This window comes from Zooshikella ganghwensis, assembly GCF_018263875.1.
GTDB classification, from domain to species: domain Bacteria; phylum Pseudomonadota; class Gammaproteobacteria; order Pseudomonadales; family Zooshikellaceae; genus Zooshikella; species Zooshikella ganghwensis.
This window is the reverse complement of sequence record NZ_JAEVHG010000025.1, coordinates 26297-41880: the sequence shown is the minus strand read 5'-3', so window position 1 is coordinate 41880 and position 15584 is coordinate 26297. Positions and strand designations below refer to the sequence as shown.

Below are 15584 nucleotides of genomic sequence, written 5' to 3'. Positions count from 1 at the left end.
CTTACTTCGCTGACATCCAACCATTTACAGATTCATATGACATTTCTTGAGTAAGAGGAAATTGAGTTCCGTCGCCCCTAATTAGTGTCGGCGTTCCTTCAAAGCGCATAATGGAGAATATTTTTTCATTTGAAATAAGCGCTTCTTTTCCTTCCGCGCATGGTTCAACGTTTATACTTCCATCTTCAATAGCTTCAGACCAATGAGTCTTGCGTTCTTCAGGTTTTGCACATAACACTTTAGTAATTTGTTTTTTTGATACTTCACCGCCAATTAGAGATACTGGAAATACATAAACTGAATATTCTTTTGATAATTTATCCAGCATAGGCTCAATGTTTTTACAATGAGGACATTGTGGGTCTGAAAAGACATAAAGTCGTTTTTTTCCTGTTGTTGAAACTGGAATCGCGTAGTCACCAGCATTAATACCTTCATTTAATGCTTTTGCAAGCTCTGCAGGTGGTGGTATCTGATATGTTGGGGCAGAAGGAGAAGGGGTATTTTCATTGCTTACAGATTCTACTTGATTAGTAACAGGTATTTGTCCTGCTAATGCATTAACAGACTGAGCAAGCTGAGGATTCTGCACTGGCATACTTCTGAATGCGATGGCAGTATTGATTGCTAGCGCTAACACGATACCTATTAAAGGTAGTACGCCCCACTTAATAATACCCTTAGCTATTCTGCTCAATTTATTAATTCTACGATATTTTTGCAATTTATTTTGCAAAAATTCGTATGCTCTTCTGGCAGACTCTTCACTAGAAAACCTTTCAAGAGTAATTTTTTTATCTGGCCCATGCAAACTTGCAATTAACGCCTTATCCTCTTTGAAAAAGCTAATATCCTGGCTAATATTAAGCAGCGTACTTAATTGTGTTTCACCTGTTGAAGTAAACTGTATGTATAGTGTATTTTCGTTCACTTCAATTTTATCAACAAATTTCAATGATTTTCTCCTGTCAACCTAACTAGTCCTACTTTAGCCAAGTACTTTTCCAAGCCATTTACTGCATCTTCAACATAAGGCTGACCTATAGTGAAGCCGTTTTTGTACGCAAACTCTTCCCACAGCGTCTGTGTAAAAACAGCTGCCGACTCGATGAATGGTGTCTTTCTACCAGTTGTATTTAAACTGTACCAAAGCTCCCTATCTATGCCTTTTAGCCATCTAAAATGTGAAGATGGAAGCTTACCCCTTGTTAAAGCTTCTTTATGCATCGCATGTAAAAGTGTTCTTGGGTATGGGTGCCTGGCTAACCATGCTTTTGCTTCTTCTTTACTGCTGTATCTTTTAAAATCACCAAACACTAAATTTAAAATTGGATAGCCTTTTTTACCCTTATAAGTACCTTTGTGGCATGAGTAATTAAGCTTATCAAGCAGCTTTTGCGCAATAGCAAATTCTTTTTTATCTGCCATATTCTCTATAAATATTCTTGAAGCAAAAACTGCAAATAATGCTTTTTCATAGTCGTATAACTGGTCAAAAGAATGGACTTTTCTTCCCAGATCTTTAACTAACTGACTTCTTGCTCTATCTTTATTTAAGTAACCGTTTTCAATCAGTTTATGTTTTTTTGCATAATCATCTGGTGATACAGAGCTTCGCTGATCTTCGGGATCTTCATTAAGTAAATTGCCATAGTAAAGCGCAGGAATTACAGCTGGTGAATGTTTAGCCATAATATGCGGTAATGTATCAACCGTAATTTCACGTCTAGTGCGCTCTGCTGGGTGATTTAAGGTTTGTTTAACTGCTTTTAGTGCAAATAAAACAGGTATCCAGATAAAGAAGTAACCAACCTTATTAAGCACATCTAATAAACTACCAAAGGTTACACCACTGGGATTTCTTGCCATCGCAGCAATTTGATGCTGCCAATCTTTGACAAATAATGGCATAAAGTCCCAATCAAACACTGAAAGTTGAAGCCATGCCCACTTCAAAGCATAGTACGAGATATAAGTACGGTTCTCATACCATAGGTAGAGAAAGAAACCGATGGTTACGGCCAGAAATGTCAAATAAACTAAAGCCATTTCATCCTTTCTAGGTTTAGCCATTGTTATTCCTTAAAATAAAAGCGACTTCTGGTATACGCGTTTAATATATTTGTATTTATACTTAGGCGTTCTAGAGTGATAATGTCCAACGCCATCCCAAAAACTTCCTCCAGCAAGATTTATTTCATATCGAAGAATGTATGCTGCTGTTCTTGCTGATAGACAGAAGTCATCAGTTAACATTTCTGCTGTAATACCAAAGTCCTTCTTAAGCTTTTTTACCCACACTGTATTTGTCTGAAATGGACCATAATCATTAGTACCATTTGTATTCTTGCTTACTGTACCTATTTGCCCACCTTCAACCATCCACAAAGCTAATAAGCCACGCAGTGGAATATTGTAATCACTTGCAGCCTGCACCATACAGTGAGGTATATTTAACGGAGGTTCTGGAGGCATATCTAACATAAATCTAACCTTTACAAAGTGCTGCATAAATAGCATACTATTTTGTATTATACATTCTATACAAAACTATACAACACTTTAATCCCTTTACATTTCGGAGTTTGGATTGGTTAACAGCACAAAGATGATACCTTCTTTTTATGCGAAAGATTGCAATAATAATGAGATGCCTTTCATTATTTCATTATTAACTTTTAAAGATGGTAATGCCGAATTTTTGCCTGTTGTTCAAAATGCTATTGATCGACTTGTTGAGCGCACAAAAAGGGATGGCATGATTATCTCTACTGTTTCAAAAAATGACCCTCTAGATGAGGTTTATCGTAAGTTTAAAAAAGTGATGGACATCAAAGATGCATTTGTCTTATTTCGTTGCCAGGACGATGAAGTTGCAGCAAATTTGATGGAATGCATAGTGAAAAATTTTTCAGTCAAGCAAGTTAATTAAGTGGGAGAATACGATGAGAGGTGTCAACAAAGTCATTCTTGTTGGAAATTTGGGTGCTGATCCTGATGTACGCTATACACCTAATGGCGGCGCTGTAGCTAACATAAGCGTTGCTACCAGTGAGCAATGGAAAGATAAACAAACAGGCCAGCCACAAGACCGAACTGAATGGCATAGGGTTGTCATGTTTGGTAAGTTGGCTGAAATAGCAGGCCAGTACTTAAAAAAAGGCTCCAAGGTTTATTTGGAAGGCAAGCTACAAACGCGTAAGTGGCAAGCACAGGATGGCTCAGATCGTTATTCTACAGAGATTGTGATTGATATTAACGGTCAAATGCAGATGCTTGATAGTCGACAAGATAGTCCAGGCGTACCAAATCAAGGGTTTAACAATCAGCAAAATATGGCCCGGCAGCAAGGTATGCCAGGTCAACAGCCTCAGCAAAACATTAATAATCAGCCACCTATGGGGCAACAAGTGCCAAATAACCAGCCTCAACGCTCACCAAACACTGGACCTACAACAGATGATTTTGGTGATATCCCTTTTTGAATGGTATGGGATATCAGACCTACACTCCCCGCCCTAATCGGGCGAGGACTCTTTGCTACTCTCACTCACACATAACCAAACCTAAAACAAAGTTTACATTATTCTGCATAGCAAAGTTTATTTTGACTTAGTCAATGAGAGCCCTCGTACTCGACTCACCTCATATTTATACTCGTCCGCTTTACCTAAACACTCATCAAATGCAGCAGACCATTCTGCTGAGCTTGGGTCATATGACAAGTTTTCATTTGATAAAGAAAAAAGGTGCAGACACTTACCACCACCAAGATCTCCTGCCAACAAAGTTGCATTTTTTAATGTTTTATTAAGTTCGATGCAGGCTTTACGCATACTCAACTTCCTGTTGGTGAAATGTTAAGTTGTTTTCCAGGGTAGCTCCGCTGCCATGTTTCAAGAATAAAAAGTGCCAATGTGCTAGCCGCATGTACAGACAAACTCGCTATTCTTGAATCAACTCGCTTGTAACCCTTCTCTCTACCATGTGCATCACCTGCATGAGTACGCAATGCTCCAATGCCTTCTACTGTTGTTGTTAAACCACCCAAGATTTTTAGTACGTCATTTGCAATATCTGATGGAAAAGCTGATGTGTCAGGCGTTAGACCCAATGGTTTTCGGACTTCCTTATAGAGACTCATTAGGTCTTTTGACTTTGGTAGCTTAATTTTCATTTCTACCAAAATAGACCTACAAACACTCTCTAGGGTTGAACAGGCTGAGGTTATGGCACTTTCTGGATCATTTTTTGCGTCGTTAAGGGCTCGATCTAAGTCAGTTGAAACGGTATCAAAATCTAGCACTTTGGCCTTTTCTGATAGCTTTGATACAGCCACGTTAGAAGCCGCTGATTCAATATGGCTTATCAAATCAAACAACTTTTTATCTTTGATGTCGTCCTTTGGAGAGTTGAGTATGGAAGCCTTATGCTCATACAGTTTTTTTAATAACTTAGATACAAGCAATTCATCTTCTACCTCTATGAATGCTCGTATACGCCTGGCTTTTGAGGTTCCATTAAACGAATACTTATCATTGTAGATTTCAACGTTAAGCTCATCTTCAAAAAATTCTGCCATTGTGCGATTAGAGAAATCTAAACAGTAGCCTTCTTCCATATTAAAGATAGAGTTAATCAGCCTCATTTCAGACTTTTTAAGCTTAGGCATTATCGCATTCCCTTATACCGGTATAGTCGGTACAGATTTCATTGACTGAAAGTGCAGTGCACATTTTGCCCATTTATTTCCTAACTTTGCAGCGTTATTGAGAGAGTCAGGGGAGGTTAATAACCAGGTAACGAGCTTTTTTTTAGCTGCCCTTGATGTATATCTTTTTTTGCAAAGTTCAATAAAGTCTGAAATTCGTGTTGCAATATCCTCTGCAAACATATATTCCGCATCAACCGCGTAGCGAATTTTATCCTGATATTGGAGGTAGCTTGGCAATGGGTTCGTTTTTCTCCATGCTACCATTGGCATGGGTACCACTTTTATTTGTGAGCTCTTGGGTAAATAAGCAGCACCAGGATCTAATATTAACTCACTTGTTTCTACCCAGTAATGGCTTGGCTGAGTAGCATCACTACCTCCAAAACCTTGGAGTAAAGCTTCGCGACCATCAATTGATACGGTAAAAATACCCACATTACCACCAACTATTTGAGCTTTAACTCCGCAACTAACTAAAATTGTATGAATAGCGCAAGCAGAGTATAGGCACCTTGCATCATAATTATCAGGAAAATATTTTTTAATACACCAATCAATGGTAGCGAATAGGTCTTCAACTTTTAAATTTTCAATTCGCACAATCAAATATCCTATTGTATTTATTCAGGCATTTTCATACTACTCATGTATTCTCAAAGAGCATTTTTTCTTGCTTCAGGCCAACGATTGCATATATTTGAAATAGGCGCAAAGCGGTCTAGAGTCAGTAGTTTTCTGCCATTCCATTTGTATTTGTACACTCTCATGTCGTACATCTTGCCGAACTCTACTTGCTCAGTAAAGTAGTCTCGCAATCTGCCTGTAGTGGTCAGCCCAGACATCGAAGCGATGCTAGTCCGCTTTGGATGGAGATTTCCTAGTAAGATATTATTTATACCCACTATAACCACTAAAAAGTTGATTTTTACAATTTAGTAGGTATAATAACCACCGACTCCAAGTAAAAAGGAGGTTCATCTTGAGAAGTTCAGACGTAATCAAGATGTTGGAGCAAGCCGGCTGGCAACTGGAAAGGGTTAAGGGGAGTCATCACCAGTTCAAGCACCCAAACTCGGACAAAGTGATTACAGTCCCACACCCTAGGAAGGATTTAAAAGTCGGTACGCTGAACCGAATTCTTAAAGATGCCGGTTTAAAATAAAGAGGGGGTATTCCCCTCTTTTCAGGAAACAAAATAAGAGGATGTAGGAGCGTAAAAGATGTTATATCCAATTTACGTTCATAAAGATGAAGATGGTTCCGCTAGTGGCTTTGCTCCTGGCGTGACAGGTCTTTTCTTTGCTGGTGATACTATAGAGGAGTGTATTATAGATGCGAAAAGCGCTTTTGATGCACATTTTGAATTATTAGCAGATGACGGTAATGAGATACCTAAAGCCGCAGATATTGATAGTCACTTAGACGATGAAGACTGCCAAAACGGCTTTTGGTTTATGGTTGAAGTTGATACAACCAGATATGAAGGTAAAGCCCAAAAAATTAATATTACACTGCCTGAGCTATTAATTTTAAAGATTGATAACTTTGTTTCGGAACACCCAGGGTATGGTAGTCGATCTGGCTTTTTAGCTCAGGCTGCGAGAAAAGAGCTAGGTAAAGAAGGTTAATAAACGTCTGAACTATCAAGCGAAGCTACAAGCCGCCATTTAGGCGGCTTTTTTATGCCCTCTCTAGAGGGGGGTCCTGGCCGACCCTCATTTTGTATCCTCTCGGTAACTATGTGTGGATGACTAAAAAAATTTTTGTTTTCACGCATCTTCACCGAGAGTGCACCGTTTATTAACTTTTTTACGGGTGGCTCTGAAAAAGAGAGTTTGTATTACCTGCACTTGCTGACCGCTGGATATCTATTAGCTTCCCCGTTTTACTATTAAATACGAAGCGCGTTGATTCATCGCGGTTGGCGGCTAAGTGGTTAATTTCTGTATACTGATATACATAATGTATCTCATTACCAACCGATTCTGTTTTTTGGGGTGCCCCAAACTTAGTAGTTATTTGATTTCTAGTTGTTACTCCTTTCTTAAACTCTGCTGTTTGAGCTGCACTGATAGGGGTTCCAGATTTGTAAGCCATTACACCTGCACATCCAGATAGAATAACTACCAAAAATAGGGCTAATAGATTTTTCATGATTTACTAACTGCTCTTTATCATTAATAATTGTGTGGTAATTATAAAGTCAAGTTTCGCTCCCACACTATCAATTTGGTACTATAGCGCTTTAGATGAGAATTTAGTTACCTAGTCTTCAAGCCATGCATTAACACAGTTTGGATCTTTTACACCTGGGTTATCTTGACACGCTTTAATGACCGCTTTTCTTTCTTCAGGATGATTTTTGTACCAACTCCTAGTTTTAACCTCTTTTTCTTCGTCTTTACTTCCACATCCAGACAGCATTACAGAAGAAATAAATACCGCTGATATATAATACTTAAACATGTTTTTCCTCAATCTGAATTATTGAACACATCGTATTACCTATTTAACACTTGTAAAACATATGCTTTTGACTTTGTCCAATCTGCCGCTTTAGGAACAATATTAAATGTCGGCAACTCATCTTTATGCGTATAAAAAACCATCTCAACACGCCGATCAAAGAATTCAACCTCTATAATATCATCGTATTTAAGAACATATTCATTTGCTTTACGCGTATCTAACATTACATCAACAAATAGTATTGTTCTTGTATCATGATCAAAACCAAGGTACCTATTTTTTAATTTGCCCCATATCTCTATATTTGGTCTGAAATAGTAGGCTTTATCATCATATAATCTATGAACTACTTTCTTAATATTTTTCTCTAACTTACTCCAGGGGTCCATTACGATAAAAAGGATAACTCCAATAAAAGCATAACCCCATGTGACTAACGTAAGAGCATCAAAATATGAGTCCTTTACAAAGAGTTCAGCAAAAAAAACAGGTGATAAGAAAAATGCAAATATTAGATAAAGCCTTCTAGCATTTTTTATAAGTACAAAATACATCCAATCACCTGCCTATAATACTCATTATTTAGAAGCACCAAACTTTATTTAGCCTTTTTGGCACCATCACTACCACTTGAGCCATTATTACCACTTTTACCTCCTTGACCTCTAATTCTCATATGACCGCCAGAGTAGTTTCTGTTTCTCATTGCAGCCACACTAGAACCTGTTCGATCACCAAGGTCATTATTATTTGCTCCAACTAATTGTCCCAACATACTAATTGCTTTGTCTGGTAAAATTAATACCAAGTTAAACGATGTGTGGATAAGGTTTACTCCTATCGAGATAAAAACCCCAATAAAAAGAATAATACTAACAACACCTGTTATAGACTCAAACTGTATATTTGATAATGCTATCCCAAATAGTTCTAGAAGGATGGTTCCCATAATAACTACAATAATGCTAGCTATAAAAAAGGCAATTACCATCAATAGTGGTCTTAGCATTACATCTAGCAATGTTAAGTATCCCATTGATGTTCTTGAGTTTACACCTTCCCCTTCCTCAGGAAGTATATGGCATAAGGCCCATAGCGGAGCAGCAACTACGGCAACTACAACAGATATTATCCAACTTAAAATACCTGAAAGCCATGTAATAAATGGAATAAAAGGTACATAAGTAGATAAAAATGATCCCATAATAAACAACGCAGATATCATCGCCAGTATAAAAGGTCCTAATGCTTCAAACACACCGATTGCGGCATCCTTTGCACTTGTAAATGCGTTTGCTACAGCGACAAAGGCACCCGCTATACTAAATCCTTCTGCTACAGCCGCAGCTGCAGATAATCCCAAATATCCAATTGTTAATCCTTCGGCAAACACTAAAGTGTAATCACCTAAATTTTTGAATGCTATAATTGGGTTAACTTGGTTTGTATCACCATTTTTTGCTAATCCGACTAGACCTTTTGTTAATTTTTCCCCAGGTGCTCGGACAATATCCGCTATAACAGAACTAAGATCTTCACCAGCTTTTTTATTTAAGGTATTCCCTATTGGGCTTGCGTCACTTGCTGATGGTCCTGTTGCAAGGTTTGTTTCATAAGCAATAATGACCGTTTCAAAAACATGTTCAAATTGATAATCACCACGATTTGTTTTTAGAAATACTTTCCCCTTCGCTGCTACATCATCTGCCACACGGGTATTCGCTTGTGCAAACGTTTGATACCAAGCTCCCAGAGACATCCAACCTTCGTTTTTTAAACTTGTTTTAAGCTTGTTAGCTAAGTTTTTTAATGTCAACGATTGCCCATTTGCAACTCTTGTTATATATCTCTCATAATTATTTGCTGCAGATTTTATCTTTGGTACAGGACTAGACACATTTGAATTAATGTTTGCTTGACGCCTTAACACTGCAACGACAAACTCCTTTGCAGCTGTATCCAGCTCTCTCTCCATTTTAAACAATGCTGTTTTATGGGCTTGCTGCAACGCTTTATTGTGATCTGCAGTTACAGAGTATGCGCTTTGATCACGTGTAAAACTGAATCCTGATGGCCTTTTGGGCGGCTCTACTTCAGCACCACCACAGCTATAGCTGCCATTAGTAAACTCAAAGCCAGCTCCCTTGACTACTTTATTAATCATCTTTGCGTTAAGAAGTGCACCATTTCTTACTGCATCAGCAATCCCTTGGTTTATAGAATGTTTACATAGTTGAATCTCAAACAGGTCATACGCCAGTTTACTTGTGTCGGGTGTAGGTGCTTGCGTCACCATCTCTTCACCCTTCGCAAATGCATCAAGAGCTACATCCATCCCAAGATTTGCTGACCCAACCCCCATAATAGAAACCCCCCATAGCATTACTAGTTGGCTTAATGACCAACCACTAGCCGTAGGAACCATAAATGCTATACCTAGCAGGAGGTTTATTGGTCCCCACATGCTATTACGTTGCCGATCAAAAGCCGAACCATCATGTGCAGACTGTCCAAGCTTACGAACAAAAACATAGATTGCTATAAAGGCACCAATTACCAATAACACACCATTGATAATCGCAAAAATATCAGCAATATAGTTACCAGAACCCGCTCCTGCCAAAGGGTTATTTACAATATCACCAAATACCGTTGTCAGCGCTTGCCTTGATTTATCATCGCTTCGAGTTGCTGCACCATGGATATCACCATATGCAACAGGATCAGCAACAGAAAGCTCAGCAAAAAAAGATAGCGTTAAAAATGTCAGCAATGAGATAATTGAAATTCTTTTCACACTACCCCCTGCTTTTTAAAAGTGGTAGTTCAGGATTCAAGGTTGCCCAGAACCAGTTTTTCGTTTCTCGCATAAAGTCTTTTATACCACCCTTTTCTTCCTTGGAGAGCCTACGGTTCCTTAATTGCCATACTCTTAGCTGTGTTTGAAGTGCGTATAGAAATAATACTGGTAAAGCTGTGATGCAGGTTAAAGAAGCGAAAAAAATTCGCCCTATCTGTCCGTATGCTATACCAGTGAAAATACCTACAGCACTCACCAGCGCTAGAACACCAAAAAACATCAACGTTATTCGCTTCTTTGTTAAAAAGTGATCTATTAATTCAGGGATATTCAATGAGCCTTCAGGTCGATTATTAATCGCATCTTCAAATGATTGATTTTTAACATTCTTCTTACTGGTAACTTCAACCACACGACGAGCAGCTTCCCCACCAAGCTCTTTAATAGTACCAAGATTGTCTTTGCTACGCGTTATTTCATTTTTTACAAGCCCAACCGTTTGCCCCATTGAGCGAAAAGGCAGCAAATAACGCCAAACAAATGAGCCTGTTTTTTTCAATTTACCGGGCTGCTTCTGATCAGGCATACTAATTGCTCCCCAACTCAGCGTTAACTCGTGTTTTCAGCTGATTAAGTTCAGGCTTAAACTCTTTACGCGCCATTGAGGCCAAAATTTGGCCTGAAATAATGTTATTTTTTTCTATATTATTTTTTGTCTTGAGTAATAACCAATTCTGGTACGCTAAGACCCTAATTTGCTCTCTGATAAGATTATCACCCGACATTTCCTGTAGATCCCGCTGATACTCTACGTTTGAGTAGCGCCGCCCTGCTTCAAACTCTTCAAACTCACGTTCAGACATTATCTTTTTTTGCTTTGCAACTTTTGAAGCAAACTGATCAAAGTAAATCTTTGATGAAGCAGATGATTTCAATGCTTCACTTAGTAACTCTTTTGTTGCATTACTTGGTACACTTCGAGCAATCATGCTCTCCTGTGGATCTGCGGCAGCAGAGATAACGGCGTTGTACTGATTCAGTAAACCTATGTACTGTGCTCCTGCTGTTGTATCCGCTTCGCCCTTCTTTAACTGAGCCCCTACAGAACGACGTACAGAGTTCTTTACATACATTCTGGCCGCATCAATTTGCTTTGGGTCAAACGTCAGGTCTGGCTCTTTGCCATCCTTACCTGCTCCTACAAGCAAAGAATCTATTCGCTTATCACCACCTGGCATCTCAGAAATCGATGGACATGCTTTTGAGCCACCATAAGCCTTATAATCTATATGATCACAATATTTGGTGTGTATTTTTGCTGATTGAGCACTATCAACTTCAGGCGCAACAGATGGCTCATTGATTGCTTTTTGTATATCAGCATCTGAAAAGCCACCACCTGCTCCAGGTCTGATGGTAGACTTATTCATGGATGAAGTTTTTGAAATTGTTACTGCGCCACCAGAGACGTTTTCACTACATATGCTAGCCGAAACTTTATACCGCTGGCGGGCATCCTCAACACGCTTGTTCCTCTCTTGAACAACAGCAAACTCTCGCTCTACTCTTGATGCAGCCTCAACCGTATGAGAAATCTTCGTACCATTTTGGTTCACTGACATACCTACGTTATACAGCATTTGTGTCACGCTGGTATTCATCGCGTTAACACTCATAGTTACACCAAGAACAGATTTATTTACCAAACCCACACTAAAATTTGTTATTGCATCATGAACAGGCCAACCGCCAGCAAAGACAGGAGAAGAAAGTAATACTATTGAAGAAATCGATGCACTTAAAAATACTGTTCGCGCTTTTTTTAATTTCATACTGCTAACGCCTTATACTCTAACTCCAACTTACTGACTAATCGCTCTATTACAGACACTTCCTCATAGTCTCCTGATTCATCGCGCATTCTTTGCAGCTCAGGGCGAGCAGTACCTGAAGGGAAACGAATTGCAAGCAACTGTCTTGCGGCTATTGGGCCTATTAGCTTGTATAGTTTATTCCTTACAGCTACATCTTCTTTGGTAGTAGAAAAAGCCCACATTTCTATTGGCCCGATTGTGTTTGTTAACATCTGAATAACTGGGCCTTTTTTCGTGATAAATATTGCTAAAAAGTTTGCACCTTCAGAGGTAGGACCTGTCGCTTCACGACGAAGTAAACGTATTGTGTCTTTAGATACTTTATATTCATTGCTTAATATTTCTTCATCACTTAAAACACCACCTTTCAATACATAGATATTCGAAGCAACACTACGTAAAGGTTTTGGAAAGTCCTCTAGAAGCTGAGAAATAACTGCAATTCTAATACCCCACTTTCGTCCCTCACGCGCATCTCTGATTAATGCATTAACGATTTCTTCTTGGCCCCCAGTGTTATGAAACTCATCATAAGCCATGATTTTCATTTCATTCTGAATATCCTGCACGCGCTTCTTGTGATACTCCAAATACCGATTACTGACCAGAGGTAAGAAATTATCTTCATTTATAAAGAAGTTTTTTGCTGCTAATTGTCGCCCAAACATGTAAACAACCGCAGTTCTCAACTTGCCTTCAGGGGTTTCATCACCCATCACGTTCTGTATATCAAGTGATACTATGCGTGTTTCACTACCAATTTCGAACCGTGTTACCCCTGCAAACAGTGCATACGTGTTCATTGCAGAACGCAAGCGACGTTCAACATAGTTAATTAATGGCTCACCATGATCTGTTTTAGCTGTTGAAAAAGTGTCTTGGATACTGGCATGTTTTATAGCCCGAATTAAATCCGCAAGCACAGGTACAGCAAGCCTTTGCGCCAATATAGCTTCTTGGATAAAGCCTTCATCAAACAGCAGGTCAACTAATTCCCACCAAGTTGCATCAGACCACCATGCATCACCTTTCTTTTCACGTAAACGACCCTGCTTAATTGCTTTATCCACCTTTTCAGAGATCGTTTCCTCATAGAGGTTTAAATTGATTTCTGCTTTATCTTTGTAAGCAATATTAATTGCTGCAGAGATAAGATCTAAGGTTTCCCTTGGTGCGCTTCGTGTGATTGGATCTGCACAAATAAGGGTGAAAAAGCTATCTAAATAACTTTTTTGAAATGAGTCGGGATAGCGTAGCCCCAACTGTGTATCAAATTGATTTGAAGCAAATTGCTTATTATTCTCTAATAGCAAATATATCGCTTCATTTTGTCTATTCTCGGGTAAGTGATCACGAACCATTTGAATCAAGCCTAGCGATGATGGGCCTTTATCAATGATTGTCATCAACGGAAGACGCACATTACCTGCTGAATGAATGGTGGCAAAGTTCATTACATTTAGAAGAACCGACTTACCTCCACCCATCGTTGCAGCATAGAGCTCTATCCATGCATCTTGAATTTGACTGCCTTGCTGTATAGGAAATATCTTTCCATCTGGGGTTCTAAGTATCGTATTACCTTCACCACCCCACGGGTTGGCTGGCCGCTGTAAAGGCGTCATGTAGAGTGCATCCGTAAGTGGTGGTACAAGACGGTTTGCGGGGTTTTTGCATGTAAACCCTGGAATTGATGCTGCCCAAATTGCTACAGGATCTCCATGTATAGACGTGGCAGAACAAACACCCCATACCTGAATACTTTTTTCTAGATCCGCAAGGTTACGTTTTGTTTGGTTAAGATCACCAGACCATGTGGACATAGTAACCTTCATAGAACAAACAGCATCTTCCTTATCTTTTACTTTTAAGTCATCAAAAGACTTCTTAATTAGTTTGTTGCTAGGCAGCATACCAACAAACGCAAGTGAAACACTCTTAAGCTTCATTTGATCTAAACCACATGGCGTAATATCAAATGTAATACGCCATGGTATATCTCTTCGAATACTTTTAAATAGCTCGGTAAAAGGCATAGGCTCTTGTGGGCCAAGCTCCATTGATAAGTTACCGTGAACTAAATTATCCGATTTAATAAACTCCTTTTCTGTCTCGATGTTTTGTGTACATATTTGATAAGACAGCTTAGGAGGTACGAGATCAGAGTAGTCCGCTTTATCCTCTCTTCCTCGTGGTATAATGCGGTCTCCAGGCAGAACAGGCTTATACTTTTGTGATGTTCTTTCACGGTTTGTCATTATTTTTATACGCTTTACTGCTTCATGACCTGAAAGCAGCTGTAACATGACACCCTTTCTACCTTCTATTCCAGACCGCTCAAAGTCTGTTTGAATACGTTCTATAAATGTGTCATGCATCATTTTCATGGCCGAAAAATAAACTGCGGGGTTTTGACCATAATTGATTTTTGGCATCTTATGCTTAGCCATAGCCTTAGCACGCTCAGTATTCAAATGGCGAATTTCTTCCTTACTGAAAACACTCGTATGCGTATAAACAAACAGTAGGTTTTGCTCCCATGCCACCAAAGGTGAATTTCTTTTTATTCTTGAAATAACAATATCTTCTGTATTTAAACCTATTCTTTTAGCTGTTTTTAGCTGAGGTTCTGCTAAACGCATTAGTTCATCAAATGCTCTGTTCGGATCACGCTCAAAAGAAAATGTTAAAGAGTGTCCATAAGTACGCATGTATCCATTTAATTTTAGGCGCAGGTTTTTTACGACTTCTTCAAACTGCTCATCAGAAAGAATTTCATAGCAACCCTGTATCTCAAAGCATGAAACTAAAGAGTTCTGATCTGTTACAAGCGTGTAAGGTGATTTAAGATCAGGATGACGTGCTATATCTTCATCAGTCAAACCAATCGCTGTATTTAGGTGGCAATATGAGGGTAAATCTTTACCAACAGCATACTTAGCAGCAAACTCTAAAATTTCTTCAATATTGTTTAGACATTTTCCGATAAAGCTTCCCACTCATTTACCCCTTATACTTATTAGGTTTTTGGTATCTACATAATGCTTTTTCCAGCTCTTTAAAGGCATTTTTTGTTGGCAATCTTGAAACCAGCCTTGTACATAATTTTTTATAAACACTGGGTTAAATATTAATACCAAGTCTTCAAGCACTATTTGACGCTTATTTCTTTGCTCTTGATCCAGCTTTTTTAGTGCCTTAGCAAATACCGCAGGCTTTGAAGTCGTCCAACACGACCCAAACTCTTCAAGGTATTCTTTGTGAGATGCAAGCCAGTTAAGTAGTGCTTTAGCTTCTGATTTTACTGTCTTATCATCAGATTGAAGCGCAATAAAAATTGTTCTTTGGAGATGATTAACATCTTCTGGCTTCAGTCCAGGTATTAGTGCTACTACTGCATCCTTATCGCTTATAGACTCTAAATGCTGCCATGTATGACAAAGAGGATCTGCTGCACAAAGGTTTTCATCACTTAAATCATAGTGATTATCATTGATAGAATGTATTTCATTTGATAAAGACTCAAAACCACAAAAAGCGCACTTATATTTATCTTGTTTTAATACCTCATTTTTTTTCTCTTTTGTAAAAGTATTAGTGTCAGGTTCATTTGAGCTTTCAACATAATCATTGTTATCTCCCCATATTGTTGAGCGAACAGAAAACGTCAAATCAAGTTTTTGTCTATCCATAATATCTACCTGACAATTTACTTTAGGGAGGGATA

The 15584-nt window shown here is 38.7% G+C and carries 18 protein-coding genes; 4 read left to right on the top strand and 14 right to left on the bottom strand.

What is annotated here, in order from left to right; all coding sequences use genetic code 11:
* Window position 1 precedes the first annotated feature (1 nt).
* The 3 genes from KHS79_RS23085 to KHS79_RS23075 are packed head-to-tail and all read right to left on the bottom strand — an operon-like array spanning window position 2 to window position 2484.
* Complete coding sequence (locus KHS79_RS23085) at window positions 2-955, bottom strand: DsbC family protein (RefSeq protein ID WP_212722472.1); 954 nt, start codon at window positions 953-955, stop codon at window positions 2-4.
* Entirely contained in the window at window positions 952-2073 is a 1122-nt protein-coding gene (locus KHS79_RS23080) for a secretion/conjugation apparatus DotM-related subunit (protein WP_212722470.1), read from the bottom strand. Before KHS79_RS23080 ends, KHS79_RS23085 begins: the two co-directional genes overlap by 4 nt.
* Before the next feature lie 9 nt (window positions 2074-2082).
* Complete coding sequence (locus KHS79_RS23075; RefSeq protein WP_212722468.1) at window positions 2083-2484, bottom strand: lytic transglycosylase domain-containing protein; 402 nt, start codon at window positions 2482-2484, stop codon at window positions 2083-2085.
* 106 nt (window positions 2485-2590) lie between these two features.
* Here KHS79_RS23075 and KHS79_RS23070 point away from each other — a divergent pair, with 106 nt between their 5' ends.
* Window positions 2591-2932 (top strand): hypothetical protein, encoded by a 342-nt coding sequence (locus tag KHS79_RS23070; RefSeq protein ID WP_212722466.1) that lies wholly within the window; start codon window positions 2591-2593, stop codon window positions 2930-2932.
* A 13-nt stretch (window positions 2933-2945) separates the two neighbouring features.
* Entirely contained in the window at window positions 2946-3485 is a 540-nt protein-coding gene (gene ssb / locus KHS79_RS23065) for a single-stranded DNA-binding protein (protein ID WP_212722464.1), read from the top strand.
* 117 nt (window positions 3486-3602) lie between these two features.
* Here ssb and KHS79_RS23060 read toward each other — a convergent pair whose 3' ends face one another.
* From KHS79_RS23060 to KHS79_RS23050, 3 genes are read right to left on the bottom strand one after another with little or no spacing between them, the layout of a single operon-like run.
* Window positions 3603-3836 (bottom strand): hypothetical protein, encoded by a 234-nt coding sequence (locus tag KHS79_RS23060; protein WP_212722462.1) that lies wholly within the window; start codon window positions 3834-3836, stop codon window positions 3603-3605.
* Window positions 3837-3838: 2 nt separating this feature from the next.
* Entirely contained in the window at window positions 3839-4672 is an 834-nt protein-coding gene (locus KHS79_RS23055) for an abortive infection family protein (protein ID WP_212722460.1), read from the bottom strand.
* 12 nt (window positions 4673-4684) lie between these two features.
* Window positions 4685-5314, bottom strand: a complete 630-nt coding sequence (locus KHS79_RS23050; protein WP_212722458.1) for a hypothetical protein — start codon at window positions 5312-5314, stop codon at window positions 4685-4687.
* Between the two features lie 379 nt (window positions 5315-5693).
* On the opposite strand from KHS79_RS23050, the gene KHS79_RS23045 reads away from it, so the two are divergent.
* Together KHS79_RS23045 and KHS79_RS23040 are read left to right on the top strand one after the other, a co-directional pair.
* Window positions 5694-5876: a type II toxin-antitoxin system HicA family toxin gene (locus KHS79_RS23045; RefSeq protein WP_094789547.1), complete on the top strand. Its 183-nt coding sequence runs from the start codon at window positions 5694-5696 to the stop codon at window positions 5874-5876.
* Window positions 5877-5934: 58 nt separating this feature from the next.
* Entirely contained in the window at window positions 5935-6342 is a 408-nt protein-coding gene (locus KHS79_RS23040; RefSeq protein ID WP_094789546.1) for a type II toxin-antitoxin system HicB family antitoxin, read from the top strand.
* A 181-nt stretch (window positions 6343-6523) separates the two neighbouring features.
* On the opposite strand, the gene KHS79_RS23035 is transcribed toward KHS79_RS23040, so the two are convergent.
* The 8 genes from KHS79_RS23035 to KHS79_RS23000 all read right to left on the bottom strand — a co-directional run bounded on the left by KHS79_RS23035 (window position 6524) and on the right by KHS79_RS23000 (window position 15549).
* Window positions 6524-6868, bottom strand: a complete 345-nt coding sequence (locus KHS79_RS23035; RefSeq protein WP_212722456.1) for a hypothetical protein — start codon at window positions 6866-6868, stop codon at window positions 6524-6526.
* Window positions 6869-6979: 111 nt separating this feature from the next.
* Window positions 6980-7180: an EexN family lipoprotein gene (locus KHS79_RS23030; protein ID WP_212722454.1), complete on the bottom strand. Its 201-nt coding sequence runs from the start codon at window positions 7178-7180 to the stop codon at window positions 6980-6982.
* Between the two features lie 35 nt (window positions 7181-7215).
* The gene (locus tag KHS79_RS23025; RefSeq protein WP_212722452.1) at window positions 7216-7737 is read right to left on the bottom strand and encodes a hypothetical protein; all 522 of its coding nucleotides are present in this window, start codon (window positions 7735-7737) and stop codon (window positions 7216-7218) included.
* Between the two features lie 44 nt (window positions 7738-7781).
* Window positions 7782-9980 (bottom strand): DotA/TraY family protein, encoded by a 2199-nt coding sequence (locus KHS79_RS23020; protein WP_212722449.1) that lies wholly within the window; start codon window positions 9978-9980, stop codon window positions 7782-7784.
* Between the two features lies 1 nt (window position 9981).
* A complete protein-coding gene (locus KHS79_RS23015; protein WP_212722447.1) occupies window positions 9982-10569 on the bottom strand; it encodes a hypothetical protein in 588 nt (195 codons plus the stop codon).
* A 1-nt stretch (window position 10570) separates the two neighbouring features.
* A complete protein-coding gene (gene traW / locus KHS79_RS23010) occupies window positions 10571-11815 on the bottom strand; it encodes a conjugal transfer protein TraW (protein WP_212722444.1) in 1245 nt (414 codons plus the stop codon).
* Window positions 11812-14856, bottom strand: coding sequence for a hypothetical protein (locus KHS79_RS23005; RefSeq protein ID WP_212722442.1), 3045 nt, complete (start codon window positions 14854-14856; stop codon window positions 11812-11814). The genes traW and KHS79_RS23005 overlap by 4 nt, the downstream gene beginning before the upstream one ends.
* Window positions 14857-15549: a hypothetical protein gene (locus KHS79_RS23000; RefSeq protein ID WP_212722440.1), complete on the bottom strand. Its 693-nt coding sequence runs from the start codon at window positions 15547-15549 to the stop codon at window positions 14857-14859. It lies immediately after the preceding gene.
* Between the last annotated feature and the right edge of the window lie 35 nt (window positions 15550-15584).

Coding starts and splice junctions, on each gene's coding strand:
- KHS79_RS23015 (WP_212722447.1), bottom strand. CDS start 10,569: ATGCCTGATCAGAAGCAGCCCGGTAAATTGAAAAAAACAGGCTCATTT.
- KHS79_RS23040 (WP_094789546.1), top strand. CDS start 5,935: ATGTTATATCCAATTTACGTTCATAAAGATGAAGATGGTTCCGCTAGT.
- KHS79_RS23055 (WP_212722460.1), bottom strand. CDS start 4,672: ATGCCTAAGCTTAAAAAGTCTGAAATGAGGCTGATTAACTCTATCTTT.
- KHS79_RS23025 (WP_212722452.1), bottom strand. CDS start 7,737: ATGTATTTTGTACTTATAAAAAATGCTAGAAGGCTTTATCTAATATTT.
- KHS79_RS23060 (WP_212722462.1), bottom strand. CDS start 3,836: ATGCGTAAAGCCTGCATCGAACTTAATAAAACATTAAAAAATGCAACT.
- KHS79_RS23030 (WP_212722454.1), bottom strand. CDS start 7,180: ATGTTTAAGTATTATATATCAGCGGTATTTATTTCTTCTGTAATGCTG.
- traW (WP_212722444.1), bottom strand. CDS start 11,815: ATGAAATTAAAAAAAGCGCGAACAGTATTTTTAAGTGCATCGATTTCT.
- KHS79_RS23075 (WP_212722468.1), bottom strand. CDS start 2,484: ATGTTAGATATGCCTCCAGAACCTCCGTTAAATATACCTCACTGTATG.
- KHS79_RS23080 (WP_212722470.1), bottom strand. CDS start 2,073: ATGGCTAAACCTAGAAAGGATGAAATGGCTTTAGTTTATTTGACATTT.
- KHS79_RS23035 (WP_212722456.1), bottom strand. CDS start 6,868: ATGAAAAATCTATTAGCCCTATTTTTGGTAGTTATTCTATCTGGATGT.
- ssb (WP_212722464.1), top strand. CDS start 2,946: ATGAGAGGTGTCAACAAAGTCATTCTTGTTGGAAATTTGGGTGCTGAT.
- KHS79_RS23000 (WP_212722440.1), bottom strand. CDS start 15,549: ATGGATAGACAAAAACTTGATTTGACGTTTTCTGTTCGCTCAACAATA.